Source organism: Xanthomonas euvesicatoria pv. euvesicatoria, assembly GCF_020880415.1.
Classification (GTDB): domain Bacteria; phylum Pseudomonadota; class Gammaproteobacteria; order Xanthomonadales; family Xanthomonadaceae; genus Xanthomonas; species Xanthomonas euvesicatoria.
The window spans coordinates 130,213-151,537 of the sequence record NZ_JAJIUJ010000038.1; the positions used below are offsets into that span (position 1 = coordinate 130,213).

The following is a 21,325-nucleotide window of genomic DNA, read 5'->3' on the forward strand; positions in this document are numbered from 1 at the left end:
GGTGTCCGGAGGGAAAGGTCAGTCATTGGAAATCTTGTTGCGCAAGAGCAGGGCACGCGCACCCAGGCTCACCAGCAACACGAACACGGTCAGTACCAGCGCGCCGGCCCAGGCCAGCGTTTGCCAGGTGTCGTACGGGCTGCCGGCGAATTGATTCATGATCACCGGCACGCTGGCCATCGGCTGGAAGATGTTGCTGTTCCAGTACTGGTTGCCGAATGCGGTGAACAGCAGCGGTGCGGTTTCGCCGCTGATGCGCGCCAGTGCCAGCAGCACGCCGGTGACGATGCCTGCCGAGGCGCTGCGGTACAGCACCTGCACGGTGACTTTCCACTGCGGAATGCCCAACGACAATGCGGCTTCACGCATCTGCGCCGGCACCAATCGCAGCATTTCGTCGGTGGTACGCACCACTACCGGCAGCACGATGAAGGCCAGCGACAGTGCGCCGGCGAATGCCGAAAAGCGCCCACCGGTCTGCATCACGTACAAGGTGTAGACGAACAGGCCCAGCACGATCGAGGGCGCCGACAACAGGATGTCGTTGACGAAGCGCACCACCACGCCGGCCTTGCGCGCATTGCCGTACTCCGCGAGCCAGGTGCCTGCGGCGATGCCCAGCGGCGTGCCGATGGCCAGCGCCAGCCCGCACATCACCGCACTGCCGAAGAAGGCATTGAGCAGGCCGCCTTCCTGCATCGGCGGCGGCGTCATCTTGGTAAACAGGTTGAGGTCGATGCCCGGCACGCCCTTGGACACCAGCGTCCACAGGATCCAGGCCAGGAAGAACAAACCAAACAACGCAGTGACGCAGGAGAGCAGCAACGCAATGGCGTTGACGACCCGGCGGCGGTTGTACAGCGATTGCGACACCGAAGCGGCGGACATCAGTTGCCCTCCCGACGCGACAGCTGCATCAGCATGAAGCGTGCGATGGCCAGCACGATGAAGGTCACGATGAACAACACGAAGCCCAGCAGCAGCAATGCCGACCGGTAGGTTTCAGTGGCTTCGCCGAAATCGTTGGCGATCAACGCCGCGATGGTGGTGCCAGGCTCCAGCAGCGACGGCGACAGGCGCACCGTGTTACCGACCACGAACGCCACTGCCATGGTTTCGCCCAGCGCACGCCCCAAACCCAGGAACACGCCGCCGATCACCGCCGAGCGGGTGTAGGGCAGCACGATGTCCCAGCTCACTTCCCACTTGGTCGAGCCCAGTGCGTATGCCGATTCCTTCAAGCGCGTGGGCACGGTCAAAAACACTTCGCGCATGACCGAAGAGATGAAGGGAATCACCATGATCGCCAGCACGAAGCCGGCGGTCAGCAGGCCGATGCCCAACGGCGGGCCCTGGAACAATGGGCCGATCAGCGGCAGCGTGCCGAGATGATCGTTCAGCCATGGCGTGACATGTTCGGTCATCACCGGCACCAGCACGAACAGGCCCCACATGCCGTAGATGATCGAGGGGATGCCGGCCAGCAGTTCGATGGCAGTGCCCACCGGGCCACGCAGCCAGCGTGGTGCCACTTCGGTCAGAAAGAACGCGATACCGAAACTCACCGGCACCGCAATCAGCATCGCGATCACCGCGGTGACCAGGGTGCCGTAGATCGGTGCCAGCGCACCGTATTTGTTTTCGACCGGATTCCAGTCGGCTGAGTAGAAGAAACTCAGGCCCTGCATCTGCAAGGCATGGCGTCCGCCCCACAGCATCGACAGTGCCGCGCTGCCGAGCGCCAACAGGACGAAAACGACCGTAGCGGCCAGCGCAAGCTTGAACAGGCGATCGGCACGTGCGTCGCGCAGGTCGCGGCCGCGTGGCGCGGTCATCGCTTCGGGAATGGCGGTGGCATTCATTCGATTGGACTCGTCACCCGCGCAATGGCGGGAGCGTGAGACAGCAGGAACGGCGAGGCACCTTCAGGTACCTCGCCGCAGCGCAGCCCGCCGCATGGGCGGGTGCAGGGCATTACTTGAACTCGCTGCCCCAATAGGCTTCGATCTGCTTCACCAGCTCCGGCGGCAGCGGCACGTAGTGCAATTCGCTGGCCTGGGCCTGGCCGTTTTCCAGCGCCCACTTGAAGAAGTCCAGCGTCGCCTTGCTGCGCGCGGCGTCCTTGGATTGCTTGTGCATCAACATGAAGTTGGTCGCGGTGATCGGCCACGCCTTCTCGCCCGGCGCATTGGTGATCACCAGGTTGAAGTCACGGGCGTTGGCCCAGTCGGCGCTGGCAGCGGCGGCGGCAAAGCTTTCCGCGTTCGGCTCGACCCACTGGCCGGCCGCGTTCTGCAGCGAGGTGTACGGCATCTTGTTCTGCAGGGCGTAGGCCAGCTCGACGTAACCGATCGAGCCCTTGATCTGCTGCACATACGAGGCAACGCCTTCGTTGCCCTTGCCACCCACGCCGCCCGGCCACTGCACCGAGGTGCCTTCGCCGACCTTGCTCTTCCACTCCGGGCTGACCTTGGACAGGTAGTTGGAGAAGTTGAAGGTGGTGCCCGAACCATCCGAGCGATGCACCAGGTTGATCTTGGTGGCCGGCAGGGTCACGCCCGGGTTGGCCGCCACAATGGCCGCATCGTTCCACATGGTGACCTTGCCCAGGAAGATATCGCCCAGCAGGGCGCCGGTCAGGCGCAGCTTGCCCGGCGCGATGCCTTCCAGATTCACCACCGGCACCACGCCGCCGATGGCGGACGGGAACTGGCCCAGGCCAGCCTGTTGCAGTTCCGTGCTGTCCAGCGGTTTGTCGGTCGAGCCGAAATCCACGGTGCCGGCCTTGATCTGCGCAATGCCGCCGCCGGAGCCGATCGACTGGTAGTTGACCTTGTTGCCGGTGGCGGCGTTGTAGTCGGCCGACCACTTGGACACCAGCGGATAGATGAAGGACGCACCGGCGCCGGAAATTTCAGCGCCCTTGCTGTCGCTGGCGGTGGCGCCTGCGGTCGGCGCGCCCTTTGCGGCGTCTGCGGACTGCGCGTCCTTGCCGGGCGAGCACGCGGCCAGGGCGAGGGCGATGGTGAGGGACAGGGCGGTCAGGCTGGCCGACTGCAATTTCATGGAAGCTCCGAGGCTGGATTGGCCGGTGTCTCCGGCAGACCACACTATGAAATGATGTTTTTGTTACACCTGCATGACAGTGCCTTCTGGCCAACGCATCACAAAAAAAGGACGCGGACCGCGGAGGGAGTGGCACCCTCCGGGATCCGCGTCCCGGGGCCGACGCCGGGGAGAGAGACGGCGTCGTTCCTTTACGCGTTTTCGTGCTGGCTGCCGAGCCTCGGTGCGGGGCACCTAGTTGCCATTTCAGGCGGCCCTGCAGGTCGCCGGCATGGACCAGACAACCGCCCATGCCGTTTCAGAGCATGGCTTGCCCACCTTGGCGCTACAGCACAGGCTGCGCTGTCCTTAGTGCGGCAGATTCTTGGCCCAATACGCCTCGATCTGGGTGACCAGCGTGTCCGGCAGCGGCACGTAGTCCAACTGCTTGGCCTGCGCATCGCCCTTGGTGTAGACCCAGCGGAAGAAGTCCAGGGTGTTCTTCAGGCCAGCCGGGTTCTTCGGCTTTTTCTGCACCAGAATGAAATTGGTCGCCGTGATCGGCCAGGCGTTATCGCCAGCGGCGTTGGTCATCACCAGATAGAAGTCCTTGGCCGTGCCCCAGTCGGCACTGTTGGCCGCGGCGGCGAAGGTTTCGTCCGACGGTTGCACGAACTTGCCGGCCGCGTTCTTCATTGCGGTGTAGGCCATCTTGTTCTGCAGCGCGTACGACAACTCGACATAGCCGATGCCGCCCTTGATCTGCTTCACGTAGGCGGCCACGCCCTCGTTGCCCTTGCCGCCGATGCCGGTCGGCCACTGCACGGCAGTCCCTTCGCCAACCTTGCTCTTCCAGTCCGGGTTGACCTTGGACAGGTAGTTGGTGAAGTTGAAGCTGGTGCCCGAACCGTCGGAGCGGTGCACCACGGTGATCTTGCCTTCCGGCAGTTTCATGCCCGGGTTGAGCGCAGCGATGGCCGGGTCGTTCCAGGTGCTGACCTTGCCCAGGAAGATGTCGCCCAGGGTCTTGCCGTCCAGCTTGAGCGTACCGGCGGCGACGCCCGGAACGTTGACCACCGGCACCACGCCGCCGATCACCGAGGGAAACTGCGCCAGGCCGGCAGCGGCCAATTCTTCCGGCTTGAGCGGGGCATCGGACGAGCCGAAGTCCACGCTGGCCGCCTTGATTTGGGCAATACCGCCGCCCGAACCGATCGATTGGTAGTTGACCTGCTTCTTGGTGGCGGCGTTGTAGTCGGCCGACCACTTGGACATCACCGGGTAGATGAACGACGCACCGGCACCGGTGACATCGGCAGCCTGGGCACACAGTGCCAGCGAGGCGGCGAGTACGCCGACGGCCAGACGGGTCTTGAAGGAGTGGATCACGGAACAGCTCCTGTAGCGAAGGGATGAGGACGTCCCGCCGTGGTGCCATTGCAGGGCAATGGCATGACCATGCGGTGTCTGGGAAATGACAGGGCGATGACGGCATTGCGCCGTCGGATGTTCAGGCCGGCAGGAAGTGGCGGCGCTGCCACCGCGTGCGCTCGACCGATCGCACGCGGCAGCGACGCACTTACCAGTAGAACTGCGCGCGTGCTTCGATGATCGACGGGTTATCGTCGACCAGGCCGCGGGTGGTGCTGTTGTAGCGGGTGCTGTCGACCTTGGCGTAGTCGAGGGCGAACTTGAAGTTCGAGCGCCAGTACCAATTGGCGCCGACCGTCCAGATGTTCATCTTGCCGCCCAGCACGCCATCGACGAACGGTGTGTTGCCGTTGGCGACCAGGTGGCCATCGTTGAGGTCCAGGGTGTCGTAGCGCACCGCCAGCTGCCACATGCCCGATGCCGGCTCGTTGGGCAGCGGGGTGGTCGGCACGCCAGCCTTGTAGCCCCAGGTTTCGCCGGTGAGGTTCCAGACGCCGCTCACGTACCAGCCGTCGCTCTTATAGTCGTGCGCATTGGCACCGATGCGGTTGGCGTTTTCCTGGAAGTACTCGCTCTGCAGCTTGAACGGCCCGGTGATCCACATCGCCTCGGCACCGGCCACGCCAACGTTGTCCACATTGGTGATGGCGCCGCTGTCGATCAGGCGAACGGTGGTCAGGTCGGCGTCGGGGCGTGCGCGCAGGCGCAAGGTGTCGTCGTCGGTGTCGTAGGCCAGGTAGCTCAGGCCGAAGTGCAGCACGTTGCCAGTCTCGTTGATCGGCGCCCAGGTGCCGCGCGCGCCATAGCCGTTGCCGTGCGCCTGGTTACGGGTCAGCTCGCGGCCGAATGCACTGGCGGTCACGCTCCAATTGTTGTCGCCCATGCCATAGGCCACGCCCAACCGGCGCGAGATGCCATAGGTGTTGGTCACCGACGCCTTGGAGACGAAGTCGTTGTTCTTGGTGCTGGACAGTTCTTCCAGGCTGTTGGGCTGCTTGAACTGGCCGATCTGCAGGTAATTGTTCGCGTTGCCGCCGAACTTGTACTTGATGTTGTTATCCAGGAAGCGGCCAGTGCTGCGAATGGTGGTGCCACGGATGGTGACCTCCTTCAGCACGCTCGGGTCATAGCCGGCGACCCATTCGAAGTTGCCCGGGCCCTTGCCCTTGAGGACCAGCTCGGCGCGCCGGATGCTGAATTCGGAATTGTCGCCATTGGCACCGATCGGGCCATTGAGGTCCTGCACATCGTTGTGGAACCAGTTGCCGTCGGCCTGGACCAGGCCTTCCAGCGAGATTTCCGAACCACCGATCACATCGATGGCGATCTCGGCGTGTGCTGCAGGGGCGGCCAGTGCCAGCAGCAGCGCGGAACCAAGCAGGGTGGGAGCGAGTTTCATAGATGCCTTGCGACCTGAGAAAGTGGGCGCAGGCTAGGGTGTGAAGGTTGCGTTAATGTGACAAAACAACAAAAACGTAATACGTGATTTTTGCCAATAAAGACAAGAGTTTACGTTTGTTTAAACTATGTCAGTGTGTGTCAAAAAACTGAACCGCGCTGTTTTATGACAGTACTCGGTGCCAACCTCAACGCCTTGAATTTCCCAGCTGTGCCGCTGACGGGCTGAACTGGCGCTATGTCAGCCTGAACACATGCGTCAGTTTGTGCGGCGCACCACTTGCATACGCGGCGTCAAAATTGTTAGCTTCGAGGCCATGTTTCCTCGATTCCTCCAAATGCTGTTGGTCTGCCTGCTCGCGCTTTCCGCGTGGTCGGCAGCCAATGCGCACGCGCGCATGCATCATGCGTTCGTGGGCGACGGCCTGGCGGTAATGGTGGATGCTGGCGAAGAACGCGATGCAGCAGAAGATCCGCAGGACGACGGCGATACACAGAGCCAAGTCGACACACAGCCTGCAGACGATATCCCCTTGCTTTCCCAAGCATGGCCGATGCTGGCGCGGTATTCCCCCTCTTGGCACGCGCATCACGCGCCGGCAAATCAAAAACGCGACCTGATCCCACAGCTGCGTCCTCCAAACGCACTGCTTGGCTGATCCCCGCTGTCGCTGCACCCGGTGCATTCCGCGCCGGATTCCCAATTGATTTGTTTGTCTTGCAATTCGCGGTTTGCGCCGCGGATGGCTATTCGTTGCCTAGAGGAATCTCCCATGGAAAGTTTGCTAGAAGGTTTTCGCCATTTCCGTAAGGAAGTCTATCCGCGTCAGAGTGCGCGCTTTCAGGAACTGGCAGGCGGCCAGAGCCCGCATACGCTGTTCATCACCTGCGCAGACTCGCGCGTCATGCCGGAGCTGATCTTCTCCGCACAGCCGGGCGAATTGTTCGTCTATCGCAATATCGGCAATGTGGTGCCGCCGTACTCGCAACATGTTAGTGGCGTGGTGGCAGCGATCGAATACGCCATCGCAGTGCTGGGCGTGCGCCACATCGTGATCTGCGGGCACACCGACTGCGGCGCGATGAAGGCAGTGCTCAAGCCGGAGTCGCTGGAAGACGTGCCCTCCGTGGCAGCGTGGCTCAAGCACACCGATGCGGCGCGCCATGTCACCGCGCATCACGGGCACGATCCGCAGAGCCATGAAGCGCTGAGCTGCATGACCGAAGAGAACGTGGTCTCGCAGTTGGACCACCTGCGCACGCAGCCGGTGGTGGCAGCGCGCCTGGCGGCGGGCACGTTGCGCATCCACGGCTGGATCTACGATATCGCGCACGGGGAGATCCGCGCCTTCGATGCCGAGAAGGGTGGCTTCCGGCCACTGCTGGCCGAAAGCACCCCCGAAGCCACTCCACGCCCGCGACTGCAACAAGTCGTGCGCGCTGAACTCGCCTGACGGAGCCTGCCATGAACACATCAGGTATCGGCGGATATTTCCGCCAGGGACTGTTTGGGCGTGATTTATTGGCGTCCGTGGTGGTCTTCCTTGTCGCGCTGCCGCTGTGCATGGGTATCGCGATCGCATCCGGCATGCCGCCCGCCGCGGGCCTGATCACCGGCATCGTGGGTGGTCTGGTCGTCGGCTTTCTGGCGGGTTCTCCGCTGCAGGTGAGCGGGCCGGCCGCCGGCCTGGCTGTGTTGGTGTTCGAACTGGTGCGGGAGCACGGCGCTGTTGCGCTCGGGCCGGTGATCTTGGTGGCCGGCGCAATTCAGCTGATTGCCGGTCTGTGCCGCGCAGGCGTCTGGTTCCGGATGACATCGCCGGCCGTGGTGGCCGGCATGTTGTCGGGCATCGGCATCCTTATCGTGGCCTCGCAGGCGCACGTCTTGATGGATGCCGCGCCCAAGGCCCGCGGTCTGGAAAACTTCGCTGCATTGCCTGGCGTGTTGTGGCAGGCCATCAGCGAGGGGACCGGCCGTAATGCGCTGTTCGTGGGTCTGGCGACGATCGGTATCATCCTGGCCTGGGACAAGCTGCGCCCGCAGCGCCTGCGGTTTCTGCCGGGTGCATTGATCGCGGTGGTGGTTGTCACCGCGACCGTGCAGTTGCAGGGCTTGAACGTCAACAAGGTCGATGTCCCGACCAATCTGTTCTCTGCGATCAGCATCCCCAGCATTTCCGACATCTTTGGCGTGTTCAACCACACCTTGCTGGTCTCGGCAGTGACCTTCGCCTTCATCGCCAGCGCCGAGACCTTGCTGTCGGCGGCGGCGGTGGACCGCATGCATCAGGGGGCGCGGACGCAGTACGACCGTGAGCTGGCGGCGCAGGGCGTGGGCAATATGCTCTGCGGCTTCCTGGGTGCATTGCCGATGACCGGGGTGATCGTGCGCAGCGCGGCCAACGTGCAGGCCGGTGCGGCAACGCGTGCATCGACCATCCTGCACGGCAGCTGGCTGCTGGTGTTCGCCATGCTGTTGCCGTGGCTGCTGCGGATGACGCCGGTGGCCTGTCTGGCCGGCATCCTGGTCTATACCGGCGTGAAGATGATCAAGATCGGGCAGGTCAAGGAGCTGGCGACCTATGGCCGCGGAACGGCCGCGATCTACCTGGCGACCACCTTCGCGATCGTGGCCACCGACCTGCTGACCGGCGTGCTGATCGGCTTCGGTCTGTCGCTGTTCCGTCTGGCACTGCATTCGTCGCGTCTGAAGGTCGAGGTGCGTGAGCACGCCGACAAGAAGGACGAAATGCATCTGACCCTCCAGGGTTCGGCCACCTTCCTGAAGGTGCCGGCCATGGCACGTACGCTGGAAAGCGTGCCGCCGAACACTGCGCTGCATCTGGATGTGGCCAAGCTGCACCACGTCGATCATGCCTGCATCGAGTTGTTGCGCGACTGGAGCCGCAATGCGGCCTCACGCGGCTGCGAACTGGTGGTGGACTGGAAGGAGCTGGATCGACGTGTCGAAGGCCAGCCCACAGTGGATGGCGTGCTGGTGGAACAGCGCGTCGAGCAGGCGAAAGCTGCGTAAAGTGTTGTAAACGCCCGGCGTTCGCGCCGGGTGACCCCCATCGTGATCGGGTGATGCATGGCGCCGAAAGACGCATCATCCGGTCACGATTTTTTTGGGCGGAGTGGGGATTCGAGATTCGTAAAAGCTTGCAGCCTTGCGGTTTGCTGCGTGTGACGAGGGCGCGCGGTTGCGCCGTTGCTCCGGCGCCACTGCTGTCTCAACTCTTGGTTTTTGCTTGCCGCTCAGGCGCCGGTGGCGTCTTGTCGCGGTAGCGGCATAGATCGTGGATCACGCAGCCCGGGCAATCCGGCTTGCGTGCCTTGCAGACGTAGCGTCCGTGCAGGATCAGCCAGTGATGTGCATCGTGTAGAAACTCGGCCGGGATCACCTTGACCAACTTGTCTTCGACCGCGCGCACGTCCTTGCCTGGTGCAAGGCCGGTGCGGTTGGAAACGCGAAAGATATGCGTGTCCACGGCCATGGCGGGTTCGCCGAAGGCGGTGTTGAGCACCACATTTGCGGTCTTGCGGCCCACGCCGGGCAGCGCTTCCAGCGCGGCGCGATCATGCGGCACGTCGCCGCCATAGCGCTCCAGCAGGATGCGGCAGGTGGCGATGACGTTCTTGGCCTTGGCGTTGAACAAGCCGATGGTGGAGATGTACCGCTTCAGGCCTTCTTCGCCGAGATCGAGAATGTCGCGCGGGGTGTTGGCCACCGGATAGAGCTTGCGGGTCGCCTTGTTGACGCCGACATCGGTGGCTTGCGCCGACAGCAGCACCGCGATCAATAACTCGAATGGGGTGGTGTATTCCAGCTCGGTGGTGGGGTGCGGATTGAGTTCGCGCAGGCGCTCGAACATCTCCTGTATCTCGGGCTTGCGCATGCTGCTGCCACGACGCGCCGGTACCATTGCCTGGGGTGTGTTCATGGCTGCGCTCCGCCAGCGGCTTTCGCCTTCGCGCGCGCCAGGATGGCAGCGGCCAGCGGCGGCAGTGCGGGCGTTGCCGGTTGGCTGGGTGCCGGGGCGGGCGCCCTGCGCGCATCGCGTTCGGTGGCGCGCCGTTGCAGGCGCGCCGAGCGCGCGCGGTAGCGTTCGCGCGCGGCCCAGGCGTCTTGTAGACGGCGTTGCGCGCTGAGCAACGTGGCGCAGACCTGCGGGCAGTCGGCGTCCAGCGTATCGTGCTGCGGGTCGGGCAGATAGGCCATCAAGCCGAGTGCCAGCGCACGATCCAGGTCGTCGGCCTGCACACAATCGAACAACCGCAGCGCCAACGGACGCGATGCCGGAATGAGCTCGAGCGTCATGGCGATATCAGCGGTTGTGGAACTGGGCAGGGCGTTTGTCGAGGAATGCGCGAGTGCCTTCGCGCATGTCGTCAGTGGCGAACAACAACGCAAATTGCGCGGTTTCCAGCTGCAGGCCTTCCTCGATGGCGCATTCGCCGCCGAACACCACCGCATCCAGAATGCCGCGCAGTGCCAGCGGCGCTGCAGTTGCCAGGCGTTGCGCAAGCGCCAGCGTTTCTTCGTGCAGGGCATCCGCTTCGACCACGCGATTGACCAGGCCCAATTGCAGTGCGCGGGCCGCGTCGATCGGCAGGCCGAGCAGGCTCAGTTCCAGCGCTGCGGCGCGGCCGGTGAGGCGCAGCAGGCGCTGCGTGCCGCCAAAGCCGGGAATCAGGCCGAGATTGATTTCCGGTTGCCCCAGGCGCGCTGTTGCTGCGGCGATGCGCAGGTGACACGCCATTGCCAGCTCCAGGCCGCCGCCCAGCGCAAAGCCATTGATCATCGCGATCACCGGCTTGGGCATGCGCTCGATCCGGCGCATCAGTTGCTGGCCCAGCAACGAGAACTCGCGCCCCTGGATTGCCGACAGGTCACTCATTTCCGCGATATCGGCACCCGCCACGAAGGCCTTGGGGCCGGCGCCGGTGAGAATCACGGCGCGTATGTCGTCCGCATTGGCTGCGTCTTGGAACGCCTGATCCAGGGCCTGCATGGTCTGCCGGTTCAGTGCGTTCAGTTTGTCCGGCCGATTGACCGTAATCGTCCGGACGCTGGCGTGGTCGGCGATCAGAATGACGTGATTGGACATGTGAACCCTTGCGAACGTAAAAAAATAGTAAACACGGAACTTCCAAAACCCTTGCTGGTCCTAGCTTTCGCGATAAGTAGCGGTTCGGTATCGCGGCCGCTATCCTAGCGCGTCATCTCAGGCGGCAGACCCGTCCTGTGCCACCACCCTGGAGAATTGTTTGATGAAGTTGCGTTCTATCGCGGTCGCTGTGGCGGCCCTGGCCCTGACGGGCAATGCACTGGCCCAGGACACGACGTCCGAGAAGGGCAAGTTGAGCTATTACTTCGGCTACGACTATGGCAACAACCTTGCCGAGCTCACCGGCCGCGGCGAGCAGCTCGACATCAACTCGGTGGTAAAGGGTCTGCAGGACGCCTATGCCAAGAAGCAGCCGGCCATCACTGCCGACCAGTTGAAGCCGGCCGTTGAGGCGTTCCAGAAGCGCGAGCAGGGCCGTGCCCAGCAGGCCAAGGCCGAGTACGACAAGGCCGCTGCAGCCAACAAGACCAAGAGCGATGCGTTCCTGGCCAAGAACAAGAGCACCGCCGGCGTGCAGACGCTGCCGAGCGGCGTGCAGTACCGCGTGATCGAAGCCGGCAAGGGCGCCAAGCCGACCCAGGCCAGCACCGTGCAGCTGGAAGTGGCCGGTCCGTTCCCGTTCGGCGACCGCGAGAAGGCACGTCCGGCGCAGCAGATCCCGGCCATCAAGGTCAGCGAAGTCGAAATGCAGGCCATGCGCGACACGCTGCTGCAGATGCCGGCCGGCTCGAAGTGGGAAGTGACCCTGCCGCCGGAAAAGGCCTACGGTGCCGACCCGCGTACCCCGTTCCCGCCGAACGTGGCTGTGCAGTTCGAGATCAAGTTGGTCAGCGTCAAGTAATTGCACGTGATGTTGTTGCGACAACGCCGGCCACCAGGCCGGCGTTGTCGTTTTGGTCCAGCGATTGTCTGAAGAGAACGATGCAACGATGCAGCGGCCGCAGGACCCAGCGATGAGTGGCAACGATGTCGGATCCGAGGCCGGCCCTCTGCCCAGTCCGTGTATCGGTGTATGTTCGCTGGACGCGCAGTCGCACTGCGTCGGCTGTTTGCGCAGCCTGGATGAAATTGCACGCTGGATGAGCATGAGCGACGCCGAACGCCAGGACTATCTGCACACGATGCTGCCCGCACGCGCGCTGACGGCGCGGCTGCCCGAATACGCGCAGTTGAGGCGGGCGCTGTATCCGCTGGATACCGCGCCGGCCGGGCCGGGTTGGAACCATGCCGAGCTGATCGACCTGACCGACGGCGACCCGTCTGCCGAAGCGGCGGTGCTGTGCGGGCTGGTGCCGCGCGAACAGGGCACGACGGTGTTGCTGACCCGGCGCACGGACAGCCTGCGCCATCATGCCGGGCAGGTCAGCTTCCCCGGCGGGCGGATGGAGCCGTCCGATGCCGATGCCGCTGCTGCAGCGCTGCGCGAGAGTTGCGAAGAAATCGCGCTGGGGGCGCAGCACGTGCATGCCTTGGGGTACCTGGATCCGTTTGTGACGGTGAGCGGATTTCGGGTGACGCCGGTGGTGGCGGTCATCGACCCGGCGTTCGTGGCGGTGCCGCAGCCGGATGAAGTAGCGGACGTCTTCGAAGTGCCGCTGGCCTATCTGATGGACCCGGACAATCTGCGCAGTGTGGAACTGGAGTTCCGCGGACGCCCGCGACGCGTGCTCGAATACGACTGGCCTGCCCACCGTATCTGGGGCGCCACCGCCGCCATTCTTCTCAATCTTCGTCGTCGCCTGGAGCAGGTTGCATGAGTGCAGATCCGAACTGGACCACGCTGGTCGATGCCGCCACGCTTTCGGCCGCGTTGCAGCATCCACAGCTGCGTCTGCTGGATGCGCGTGCCGCGCCACCGACTGCGCCAGACCCGCACGCAGCGCGCAAGGCGTACGCGCAGGGGCATCTGCCCGGCGCGCACTATGCCGATCTGGACCACGACCTTGCAGATCTGTCACGGCCGGCGCAGGGGCGGCATCCGTTGCCGCATAGCGAGGCCTTTGCAAGACGCCTCGGCGAATGGGGCATCGATCCGCAGAGCCAGGTCGTTGTCTACGACGCAGGCGATGGCAGCATGGCGGCCGCGCGCGCGTGGTGGATGTTGCGGCTGATGGGCCATCGCCGGGTGGCGGTGCTGGACGGTGGCTTGGCCGCGTGGCGTGCGGCCGGTTTTGCGGAAAGCACCGAGTCGCCTGCCTTGCGCAGCGGCACCGCGTATCCGGGCCACTTTGACGCCACGGCGGTGGTGGATGCCGAGCAGATCGCGCAGCGCCTGCAACAGGCGCCGGGCTGGTTGCTGGACGCGCGGGCGGGCGAGCGTTTCCGTGGCGAAGTCGAGCCGATCGACCCGGTGGCCGGGCACGTGCCCGGTGCAGTGAGTCGCCCGCTTGGGCTGAGCCTGCGTGATGGTCGCTTCAAACCAGCTGCCGAACTGCGCGCCGAGTTGTCCGCGTTGCTGGGTGCGTACCGGCCCGAGCAGGCGGTGGTGATGTGCGGATCGGGCGTGACGGCCTGCCATCTGTTGCTGGCATTGGAAGTGGCCGGGTTGTCCGGTGCGCGCGTCTACGCCAGTTCCTGGAGCGGTTGGCTGCAAGATGCCTCGCGCCCGGTCGCGACCGGCGCCTGATTGCAGGCACAATGGCGGCAGGAACGGTGACCTGTGGGGACGCAGGTTCGCTGCGCGGAGCGCAGTTTCTTGCAGTGCTGGGTGAGCCATGCGGTTGCAGTTACGGATTGGCGCGCTGTGCGTCGCGGTGTGGACGCTGGCTGCCTGTTCGGCGGAGTCGTCCGCCGATGTCAGCGATACGCCTGCGGTCGCTCATCGCAATGCGGCGCCGCATGATGTGTACGAAGTCGCGCTGGAACGCGCGCGTGCGGAGCGGCTGAGGCAGCTGCGGGCGCCCGATGGGTGGCTGAGCTATACCGGTTCGGGGCGCGTGCGCGCCGGCCAGTACCGTGTGGGCAGCGACCCGCACAGCGATATCGTCCTGCCTGCCGGCCCTGCGCAGCTGGGGCAACTGACGCTGGATGCTGCAGGACACATACGCTTTCGCGCAGATGTCTCCGCCGCGGTGACGCTCAACGGGCAGCGCATCGGCGACGTGCGCCTGCAACCAGAGCGGGCAGGGCAGCGCGGCGACCGGCTGGACGTGGGTGGCCGACAGTTCTACCTGGTGCAGACAGGCGCCTTGTACGGCTGGCGCTTCCGCGACCCGGCAGCGCCGGCGCTGACGCAGTTCGACGGGCTGGAATATTTCCCGACCGATCCGCAGTGGCGCATCCAGGCGCAGTGGCAACCCTATCCAACGCCGCGCACGACCACCTTGCTGACCTCGATCGGCACGCCGCTCACCGTGGAGGTGCCGGGAGAAGCCGTGTTCTCGCGCAACGGCCACGAATACCGCTTGCGGCCGCTGCTGCAGGAAGATGGCCAGGGCCTGTTCTTCCTGTTCGCCGACCGCACCAGCGGCAAGGAGAGTTATGGCGGCGCGCGGTATCTGTTTGCCACCTCGCCCCGCGATGGTCAGGTGGTTCTGGATTTCAATCTGGCCGAAAACCCGCCATGCGCACTGACGCCCCATGTGGTCTGCCCCATCGCGCCGCCTGAAAACCGGTTGGACGTGGCAGTGAATGCCGGCGAGAAGACTTACCGTGGGACCGAACGTTGAGTGTGCTGCAACGGTGGACGGTGTGCGAGTCAAGAGGTGTTTTCGATGGCTCATCACAGCATCCGGGAGCGGTCACGTGCGTGTTCTCCGGGCGACGCTGTCTTTCGACGGCGCGGCTGGCACGCAGGTTGGATCGCTTCTCGGCGCTGTCGGGCGCGACCGGGCATGACCGACGTAACGCAGTGACTCGCCCACCGGCAGTGGCAAGAAAGCGCCGCCTAACGCGGCGTGTGCGACCAGCTCACCGCCGCTTCGATGCGCGGCCACGGGAACAGCGGGCCGGGGTCGAGCTTGCGCCGGATTTTACGGGCCGGGTCGTCGTTGGCGGCTTCCTGGGTGGTATCCAGCGCCTGATGGCCGGCGATGCGCCGCACCGAGGGCAGCTGCTGCTGCAGCCATTGCAACAAGGTGATCAGCGCGGCGATCTGCGCTTCGGGATAGGGTTCGGTCATCTGCTGATACCGCGAATCCAGCCAGTGCGGATAACGGCCGCGGTTGACCAGTTCGATGCCCAGCGTATGCGGGTTGTGCCCGCGCACATGATGCGCAACGCGCTCCAGGGCGACGTATTGCTGGATGCTGCCGTTGCGATCGAGGTAGTAATGCCCGCTGTTGCCGGTGCCGCTGTCATAAAGCACGCGTTCGCCGTATTCGCGCGCCATCGCCATGTCCGGCAATTCGGTGCAATGGATGACCACCATGTCGATCTGGGTGAGCGCGCGCCTGGCCAACCGCGATTCGTAGGATAACGGCGCATAGGTGATTGGCGGCGACGGCAAGACGGCATCGGACATGGAGCGGATGCTAGCATTGCCCGATGGCTTTGAATCCCGACAGCCCTCTGGGCAAATTGATGGCGACGCTGCCACAGACCGGTCAGGTGACCTGGATCGGCGTGCGCCCGGCGCGTGAGGTGGCGATGCAGGAAGTGGACGCGGCGCAGGTGAGCACCGGTATGGGTCTTGTGGGAGACCGCTACAAAGGTGGCAGCGGCAAGCGCGGCGTGACCCTGATCCAGGCCGAGCATTTGCCGGTGATCGCGGCGCTGTCAGGACACGCCACCATCGCGCCGGCGACGCTGCGGCGCAACCTGGTGGTGTCCGGAATTGCGTTGATCGCGCTGAAAGGGCGGCGATTCCGAATCGGCGAAATCGAATTGGAAGGCACCGACCCGTGCGACCCATGTTCGCGCATGGAAGATGCCCTGGGTGCGGGCGGCTATAACGCCATGCGCGGCCACGGTGGGCTGTGCGCACGCGTGCTGCGCGGCGGCGTGCTGCGCATCGGCGATACGGTGCAGGCGCTATGAGTCGCGGCCATTGCATCCTCTCGCACGGCTTCGAAAGCGGCCCGGACGCCTTGAAGGTGACCGCGCTGGCCAACGTGGCCGAGCAGTTGGGCTGGACCCATGAGCGCCCGGATTTCACCGACCTGGATGCACGCCGCGAGGTGAGTACGCTGGGCGACGTGCCAGGCCGGCTGCAACGCCTGCTGGAAATTGCGCGGGCGGCGGCCGAGAAGGGGCCGGTGGTGCTGGCCGGCTCCAGCCTGGGCTCGTATATCGCCGGGATGGTGTCGTTGCAGGTGCCCACGCGCGGCCTGTTTCTGATGGTGCCGCCGACCAAGATGGGCCCGATGCCGGCGCTGGACGCCGCATCGGTGCCGATCTCGATCGTGCATGCCTGGCGCGACGCGTTGATTCCGGCTGCCGACGTGATTGCCTGGGCGCAGGCCCGGCATGCGCGCCTGCTGCTGGTCGACGATGACCATCGTCTGGCCTCGCACGTCGACGCCTCGGCGCGCGCGTTCGCAGCGTTGTTGCAGGGCCTGTGATGCGGACGGTTGCCAGCCATGGCTGCGCGCGGTGCCACCGATGAACGTGTTGATCCGCGAAGCCACCGAAGGCGACGCCGCTGCCATCGAACTGCTGACCATGGTGGCCTTCATGCGCGCCGAACACAGCCGGCATGACGAGCACCAGGTGATTGCAGGATTGCGTCAGGACGGCGCACTCGTGTTGTCGCTGGTCGCCGACCACGACGGCTACGTGGTCGGGCATCTGGCCGTCTCGCCGGTGGCGCTGTCGGACGATTCGCCCGGCTGGTTCGCGCTTGGCCCGCTGGCCGTGGGGCCCGGCCATCAACGGCAAGGGCTGGGGACGCGGCTGGTGCAGGCCGCGCTTGCCACGTTGCGCGAGCGCGGCGCCGCAGGCTGCCTGGCGCTGGGCGAGCCGGCGTTTTTCCGGCGCTTGGGCTTTGCGGTCGAACCTGGCCTGGCGTTGCCCGAGGTGCCTGCATCGGAATTGCAAGCCCTGGCGTTCGGCGACCGGCTGCTGCCGCTGGCCGATGTGGCTTACCACCCGGCGTTCGGGCTGGGTTGAGCGCCGGCTGCATTGGCCCGGCCTGTTGCGCCGGTGTCGCTGCCAGTGCGGCGGGTTGGACTGGCTGCACTTCACCTGTTGAGGATTGGTCCGATGCGCCATTGATGCCGCCGTCGTGATGACGGCCTACCGCTGTTGGTTCGGTTGGATCGGCACGTGTGCTGGCATGCAATGGAGACCCGGATGACCTGTCCGTCGCTGACGCTGGAAAGCGTGGCGTATGCGCTGCCCGATGGCAGCGCGCTGTTTTCCGATCTGAACATCCATATCGACCAACGCGCGACCGGCTTGGTCGGGCGCAATGGCCTGGTCGGCCCGAACGGCAGCGGCAAGTCCACATTGCTGCAGTTGCTGGCCGGGCGCCTCCAGCCCAGCGCCGGGCATTGCCAGGTGCATGCGCCGACCGCCTATCTGGATCAGCACCTGGCGCTGCTGGACCCGGCGCTTGGTCGTTGCGCAGTTGCAGGACGCGGATCCAGCTGCGCCGGCCCACGCACAGCGGCTGCGCCTGGCGCTGCTGGGGCTGGACCGGGCGCGTGCCGACCTGCCCTGCAGCCGCCTCAGCGGCGGCCAGCGGCTCAAGCCGGCACTGGCCTGCGCGCTGTACCGGGCGCAGCCGGCGCAACTGCTGTTGCTGGACGAGCCCACCCACCACCTGGATCTGGCCTCGGTGGAAGCGATCGAGGCGCTGCTGCGCGGCCATCAGGGGGCGCTGGTCGTCGCCTCGCACGATGCCGCCTTCCTACAGTGGTTGGGCCTGCAGCAGCGCCTGGACACGGCACAGGCGCAATGGCGGCTGGCGCCGTGGTGAACCGTGCGGCGGGCGATCCGGGCGCCGGGCTGGTAATGCCGGCCGCGATGGCCGACCATTTGCGGCCCGTCCACCGCGGCCGCGGCCTTGCCTACCCAGGCGCCGGCCCGCTGTCCTGCTTTCACGCTCGCCGCCGCGGCCAGCGTCTTTATCGATACCTGCCTACGTGAAATTCTTCGCATCCTGCGCCAAGGGCCTGGAATACCTGCTTGCCGACGAGCTGCTTGCGCTCGGTGCCAGCAAGGCCACCGCCACTATTTCCGGCGTCAACGTCGAAGGCGAACTGCGCGATGCGCAGCGCGCCGTGCTGTGGTCGCGCCTGGCCAGCCGCGTGCTGTGGCCGCTGACCGAATTCGATTGCCCGGACGAAGACGCGCTGTACGCCGGCGTGGCCGAACTGCCCTGGGACGCGCATCTGTCTGTGGGGCATACGCTGTCGGTGGACGCACATGTGTCCGGGACCGCCATCACCCACGCACGCTATGCGGCGCAGCGCATCAAGGACGCGGTGGTGGACACCATGCGCCGGCAGGGCCTGGAGCGCCCGTCGGTGGACGTGGAAAACCCCGACCTGCGCCTGAACCTGTCGCTGCGCAAGGGCCGCGCCACCATTTCGGTGGACCTGGGCGGCGGCCCGCTGCATCGACGCGGCTGGCGCATGGCGCAGAACGAGGCGCCGTTGAAGGAAAATCTGGCCGCAGCGGTGCTGATGCGCGGCGGCTGGCCGCGCGCCTATGCCGATGGCGGCGGCTTGCTCGACCCGATGTGCGGCAGCGGCACGCTGCTGATCGAAGGCGCGCTGATGGCCGCCGATGTCGCGCCCGGTCTGCAGCGCTACGGCAGCGATGTGCCCAGCCGTTGGCGCGGCTTCGACCGCGAGAGCTGGCAGCAGCTGGTGAGCGAGGCGCGCGAACGCGACAGCGTCGGCCGTGCTGCGCTCAAACAGGTGATCCATGGCAGCGACATGGACCCGCACGCCATCCGCGCCGCGAAAGAGAATGCGCAGGTGGCCGGCGTGGCCGAGGCGATCTGGTTCGGCGTGCGCGAAGTCGGTGAGTTGCAGACGCCGCCGCAGGCCACCGGCGTGGTGGTGTGCAATCCGCCGTACGACGAGCGCCTGGCCGCCGATGCGGCGCTGTATCGCCGTCTGGGCGATACCTTGCAGCGCGTCGTGCCCCAGTGGCGTGCCAGCCTGCTGTGCGGCAATGCCGAGCTGGCGTATGCCACCGGCCTGCGCGCGGGCAAGAAATACCAGCTGTTCAACGGTGCGATCGAATGCGCGTTGATCGTCTGCGACCCGATCGCAGTGCCGCGACGCACCCCGCTGGCAGCGCCGACCGCGCTCAGCGAGGGCGCGCAGATGGTGGCCAACCGGCTGCGCAAGAATCTGCAGAAATTCAAGAAGTGGCGCGCGCGCGAAGGCATCGAATGTTTCCGCGCCTACGACGCCGACCTGCCGGAATATTCCGCCGCCATCGACGTGTACCAGCAAGCCGACGGCGACCGGCGCATCTTCCTGCATGTGCAGGAATACGCAGCGCCAGCGACGATTCCCGAGGCCGATGTGCGCCGTCGTCTCAACGAATTGCTGGCCGCCGCACGCGAGGTCTTCGAGGTGCCGGCCGAGCGCGTGGCGCTGAAGTCGCGCGAGCGCGGCAAGGGCGGCAGCAAGTACGGCCGTTTCGAACAGCGCAACGAAATCGTCCACGTGCGCGAACACGGCGCGTTGCTGCGCGTGAACCTGTTCGATTATCTGGATACCGGGTTGTTCCTGGACCATCGCCCGCTGCGCGGCACCATGGCGCAGCAGAGCAAGGGCCGGCGGTTCCTCAACCTGTTCTGCTACACCGGCGTGGCCAGCGTGGAAGCGGCGGTGGCCGGTGCGGCGTCCACCACCAGCGTGGATCTGTCGGCAACCTACCTGCAGTGGTGCGCCGAGAATCTTGCGTTGAACGGGCTGGCCGGCAGCAAGCACAAACTGATGCAGGCCGATGCGCTGGCCTGGCTGGAAGCCGAGCGTGCGCACTTCGATGTGATCTTCTGCGACCCACCGACCTTCTCCAACTCTGCGCGTGCGGAAGATTTCGATATCCAGCGCGAGCATGTGCGTCTTTTGCGCGCGGCCGTGGCGCGGTTGGCGCTGGGGGGCGTGTTGTATTTCTCCAACAACTTCCGTCGCTTCAAGCTGGACGAGGAAGGGGTGGCGGAGTTCGCGCAGTGCGAAGAAATCAGCCCGCGCACCATCGACCCGGATTTCGAGCGGCATGCGCGCATTCATCGCGCCTGGCGGTTGACGGCCTGAGCTCGCGCCGGTTGCGTCCGATGGCGCGCCGGCTCGGCTCGCGTAGACGCCAGCAGACGCGGTTGCCAAGGTGCCATGCGTCGCAGGCGCGGGAGCGCGTGCTTGCCACGACGCGACCGCTGCCGTGCACGCGCAGAAGGCGTGGGCATGATCGCAATGCGCCCACAACAAGCCCAGCACAGGGCTGCGGTATGCTGATTCGCATGCTCTGGAGTCAACGATGACCGCACCACCTCGCATCGCTTTTCTTGCCAGCCCCGCCGAGCCGGCGGTGGCCGCGCGCGCACGCCTTACGCAGCGCTATGGCGACCATGCCCTGGACAGCGCCGACATCGTCTGTGCGCTGGGCGGCGACGGGTTCATGTTGCAGACGCTGCACCGGCATGGCGCCGCCGACAAGCCGGTGTTCGGCATGAAGCTGGGCTCGGTCGGCTTTTTGATGAACCAGTACCGCGACAACGAAGACGACCTGCTCGAGCGCCTGCAGCGCGCCGAGCCAGCGTATCTGCGGCCGCTGGAAATGCAGGTGCAGACCGAATCCGGTGCCAGTGCCGGCTCGCTGGCCTACAACGAGGTCTCGCTGCTGCGGCAGACCCGGCAGGCCGCGCATCTGAGCGTGGATCTCAACGGCCAGACCCGCATTGCCGAGCTGATCGGCGATGGCGTGATGGTGGCTACGCCGGCCGGCAGCACGGCGTACAACTATTCGGCGCACGGGCCGATCCTGCCGCTGGGCTCGCATACGCTGGCGCTGACGCCGATCGCGCCGTATCGTCCGCGGCGCTGGCGCGGCGCCATCCTCAAGGCAGATACCGAAGTGCGCTTCCGCGTGCTCGACCCGTACAAGCGCCCGGTCAGCGTCACCGCCGACTCGCACGAAATCCGCGACGTGGTCGAAGTGACCATCCGCGAATCCACGCAACGCCAGGTCACGTTGTTGTTCGATCCCGAACACAATCTGGAAGAGCGCATCTTCAGCGAGCAGTTTGCGGTTTGAGGAGCGGGGATTTGGGATTCGAGATTCGGGATTGGCAACGGCAGCAGCGTGCCACGTCGTCTTTAGAATCGCGCGCACGCGCTACGATGCTGCGCGGATGGGCGATCAAATCCCGACCTCCAGTCCTGCTTTAAACCACTCCCTAATCCCCAATCCCGGCC

The 21,325-nt window shown here is 65.3% G+C and carries 22 protein-coding genes and 1 pseudogene; 14 read left to right on the forward strand and 9 right to left on the reverse strand.

The features are described 5' to 3' along the window. Nucleotides 1-18 precede the first annotated feature (18 nt). From pstA to LN450_RS06570, 5 genes are all read right to left on the reverse strand, one after another. The gene (gene pstA / locus LN450_RS06550) at nucleotides 19-888 is read right to left on the reverse strand and encodes a phosphate ABC transporter permease PstA (RefSeq protein WP_008572164.1); all 870 of its coding nucleotides are present in this window, start codon (nucleotides 886-888) and stop codon (nucleotides 19-21) included. Beyond that, nucleotides 888-1,862 (reverse strand): phosphate ABC transporter permease subunit PstC, encoded by a 975-nt coding sequence (pstC, locus tag LN450_RS06555; protein WP_003487154.1) that lies wholly within the window; start codon nucleotides 1,860-1,862, stop codon nucleotides 888-890. The genes pstA and pstC overlap by 1 nt, the downstream gene beginning before the upstream one ends. 112 nt (nucleotides 1,863-1,974) lie before the next feature. Further along, nucleotides 1,975-3,066 carry a phosphate ABC transporter substrate-binding protein PstS gene (gene pstS / locus LN450_RS06560; RefSeq protein ID WP_008572162.1) on the reverse strand — a complete coding sequence of 364 codons (1,092 nt, stop codon included), beginning with the start codon at nucleotides 3,064-3,066 and terminating at the stop codon, nucleotides 1,975-1,977. Between the two features lie 348 nt (nucleotides 3,067-3,414). Continuing rightward, nucleotides 3,415-4,434 (reverse strand): phosphate ABC transporter substrate-binding protein PstS, encoded by a 1,020-nt coding sequence (gene pstS, locus LN450_RS06565; RefSeq protein ID WP_008572161.1) that lies wholly within the window; start codon nucleotides 4,432-4,434, stop codon nucleotides 3,415-3,417. A 190-nt stretch (nucleotides 4,435-4,624) separates the two neighbouring features. Then, a complete protein-coding gene (locus LN450_RS06570) occupies nucleotides 4,625-5,875 on the reverse strand; it encodes an OprO/OprP family phosphate-selective porin (protein WP_008572160.1) in 1,251 nt (416 codons plus the stop codon). A gap of 337 nt (nucleotides 5,876-6,212) precedes the next feature. On the opposite strand from LN450_RS06570, the gene LN450_RS06575 reads away from it, so the two are divergent. From LN450_RS06575 to LN450_RS06585, 3 genes are all read left to right on the forward strand, one after another. Further along, nucleotides 6,213-6,533 (forward strand): hypothetical protein, encoded by a 321-nt coding sequence (locus tag LN450_RS06575; protein WP_014089829.1) that lies wholly within the window; start codon nucleotides 6,213-6,215, stop codon nucleotides 6,531-6,533. 114 nt (nucleotides 6,534-6,647) lie between these two features. Continuing rightward, nucleotides 6,648-7,328 carry a carbonic anhydrase gene (locus LN450_RS06580; RefSeq protein ID WP_011346996.1) on the forward strand — a complete coding sequence of 227 codons (681 nt, stop codon included), beginning with the start codon at nucleotides 6,648-6,650 and terminating at the stop codon, nucleotides 7,326-7,328. An 11-nt stretch (nucleotides 7,329-7,339) separates the two neighbouring features. After that, nucleotides 7,340-8,908 carry a SulP family inorganic anion transporter gene (locus LN450_RS06585; RefSeq protein ID WP_008572157.1) on the forward strand — a complete coding sequence of 523 codons (1,569 nt, stop codon included), beginning with the start codon at nucleotides 7,340-7,342 and terminating at the stop codon, nucleotides 8,906-8,908. 199 nt (nucleotides 8,909-9,107) lie between these two features. Here LN450_RS06585 and nth read toward each other — a convergent pair whose 3' ends face one another. Genes nth through LN450_RS06600 form a run of 3 tightly spaced genes read right to left on the reverse strand, consistent with a single transcriptional unit; the run spans nucleotide 9,108 to nucleotide 10,985 of the window. After that, nucleotides 9,108-9,818, reverse strand: a complete 711-nt coding sequence (gene nth, locus LN450_RS06590; protein WP_011346997.1) for an endonuclease III — start codon at nucleotides 9,816-9,818, stop codon at nucleotides 9,108-9,110. Beyond that, nucleotides 9,815-10,195 carry a hypothetical protein gene (locus tag LN450_RS06595; RefSeq protein WP_011346998.1) on the reverse strand — a complete coding sequence of 127 codons (381 nt, stop codon included), beginning with the start codon at nucleotides 10,193-10,195 and terminating at the stop codon, nucleotides 9,815-9,817. The genes nth and LN450_RS06595 overlap by 4 nt, the downstream gene beginning before the upstream one ends. Nucleotides 10,196-10,202: 7 nt before the next feature. After that, nucleotides 10,203-10,985, reverse strand: coding sequence for an enoyl-CoA hydratase-related protein (locus tag LN450_RS06600; RefSeq protein ID WP_011346999.1), 783 nt, complete (start codon nucleotides 10,983-10,985; stop codon nucleotides 10,203-10,205). Nucleotides 10,986-11,148: 163 nt separating this feature from the next. Here LN450_RS06600 and LN450_RS06605 point away from each other — a divergent pair, with 163 nt between their 5' ends. From LN450_RS06605 to LN450_RS06620, 4 genes are all read left to right on the forward strand, one after another. Then, nucleotides 11,149-11,847, forward strand: a complete 699-nt coding sequence (locus LN450_RS06605) for an FKBP-type peptidyl-prolyl cis-trans isomerase N-terminal domain-containing protein (protein WP_004429231.1) — start codon at nucleotides 11,149-11,151, stop codon at nucleotides 11,845-11,847. A 112-nt stretch (nucleotides 11,848-11,959) separates the two neighbouring features. Then, entirely contained in the window at nucleotides 11,960-12,763 is an 804-nt protein-coding gene (locus LN450_RS06610) for a CoA pyrophosphatase (protein WP_011347000.1), read from the forward strand. Beyond that, nucleotides 12,760-13,632, forward strand: coding sequence for a sulfurtransferase (locus tag LN450_RS06615; RefSeq protein ID WP_011347001.1), 873 nt, complete (start codon nucleotides 12,760-12,762; stop codon nucleotides 13,630-13,632). The genes LN450_RS06610 and LN450_RS06615 overlap by 4 nt, the downstream gene beginning before the upstream one ends. An 88-nt stretch (nucleotides 13,633-13,720) precedes the next feature. Beyond that, a complete protein-coding gene (locus LN450_RS06620) occupies nucleotides 13,721-14,674 on the forward strand; it encodes a DUF1684 domain-containing protein (RefSeq protein WP_011347002.1) in 954 nt (317 codons plus the stop codon). A gap of 218 nt (nucleotides 14,675-14,892) precedes the next feature. On the opposite strand, the gene LN450_RS06625 is transcribed toward LN450_RS06620, so the two are convergent. Further along, nucleotides 14,893-15,468 (reverse strand): N-acetylmuramoyl-L-alanine amidase, encoded by a 576-nt coding sequence (locus tag LN450_RS06625; protein ID WP_011347003.1) that lies wholly within the window; start codon nucleotides 15,466-15,468, stop codon nucleotides 14,893-14,895. Nucleotides 15,469-15,491: 23 nt separating this feature from the next. Here LN450_RS06625 and LN450_RS06630 point away from each other — a divergent pair, with 23 nt between their 5' ends. From LN450_RS06630 to LN450_RS06660, 7 genes and pseudogenes are all read left to right on the forward strand, one after another. Beyond that, nucleotides 15,492-15,983, forward strand: a complete 492-nt coding sequence (locus LN450_RS06630) for an MOSC domain-containing protein (RefSeq protein ID WP_008576334.1) — start codon at nucleotides 15,492-15,494, stop codon at nucleotides 15,981-15,983. Then, complete coding sequence (locus tag LN450_RS06635) at nucleotides 15,980-16,507, forward strand: alpha/beta hydrolase (protein WP_011347004.1); 528 nt, start codon at nucleotides 15,980-15,982, stop codon at nucleotides 16,505-16,507. Before LN450_RS06630 ends, LN450_RS06635 begins: the two co-directional genes overlap by 4 nt. Nucleotides 16,508-16,547: 40 nt before the next feature. Next, entirely contained in the window at nucleotides 16,548-17,054 is a 507-nt protein-coding gene (locus LN450_RS06640) for a GNAT family N-acetyltransferase (protein WP_008576330.1), read from the forward strand. Between the two features lie 297 nt (nucleotides 17,055-17,351). Beyond that, nucleotides 17,352-17,865: pseudogene (locus tag LN450_RS06645) on the forward strand (ATP-binding cassette domain-containing protein); the annotation flags it as partial. Beyond that, nucleotides 17,844-18,035: a hypothetical protein gene (locus tag LN450_RS06650; RefSeq protein WP_039417636.1), complete on the forward strand. Its 192-nt coding sequence runs from the start codon at nucleotides 17,844-17,846 to the stop codon at nucleotides 18,033-18,035. The pseudogene LN450_RS06645 and the gene LN450_RS06650, both read left to right, overlap by 22 nt. Beyond that, complete coding sequence (gene rlmKL / locus LN450_RS06655) at nucleotides 18,032-20,167, forward strand: bifunctional 23S rRNA (guanine(2069)-N(7))-methyltransferase RlmK/23S rRNA (guanine(2445)-N(2))-methyltransferase RlmL (protein ID WP_011347006.1); 2,136 nt, start codon at nucleotides 18,032-18,034, stop codon at nucleotides 20,165-20,167. The genes LN450_RS06650 and rlmKL overlap by 4 nt, the downstream gene beginning before the upstream one ends. 220 nt (nucleotides 20,168-20,387) lie before the next feature. Next, nucleotides 20,388-21,164, forward strand: coding sequence for an NAD kinase (locus LN450_RS06660; RefSeq protein WP_011347007.1), 777 nt, complete (start codon nucleotides 20,388-20,390; stop codon nucleotides 21,162-21,164). The last annotated feature ends 161 nt before the right edge of the window (nucleotides 21,165-21,325 follow it).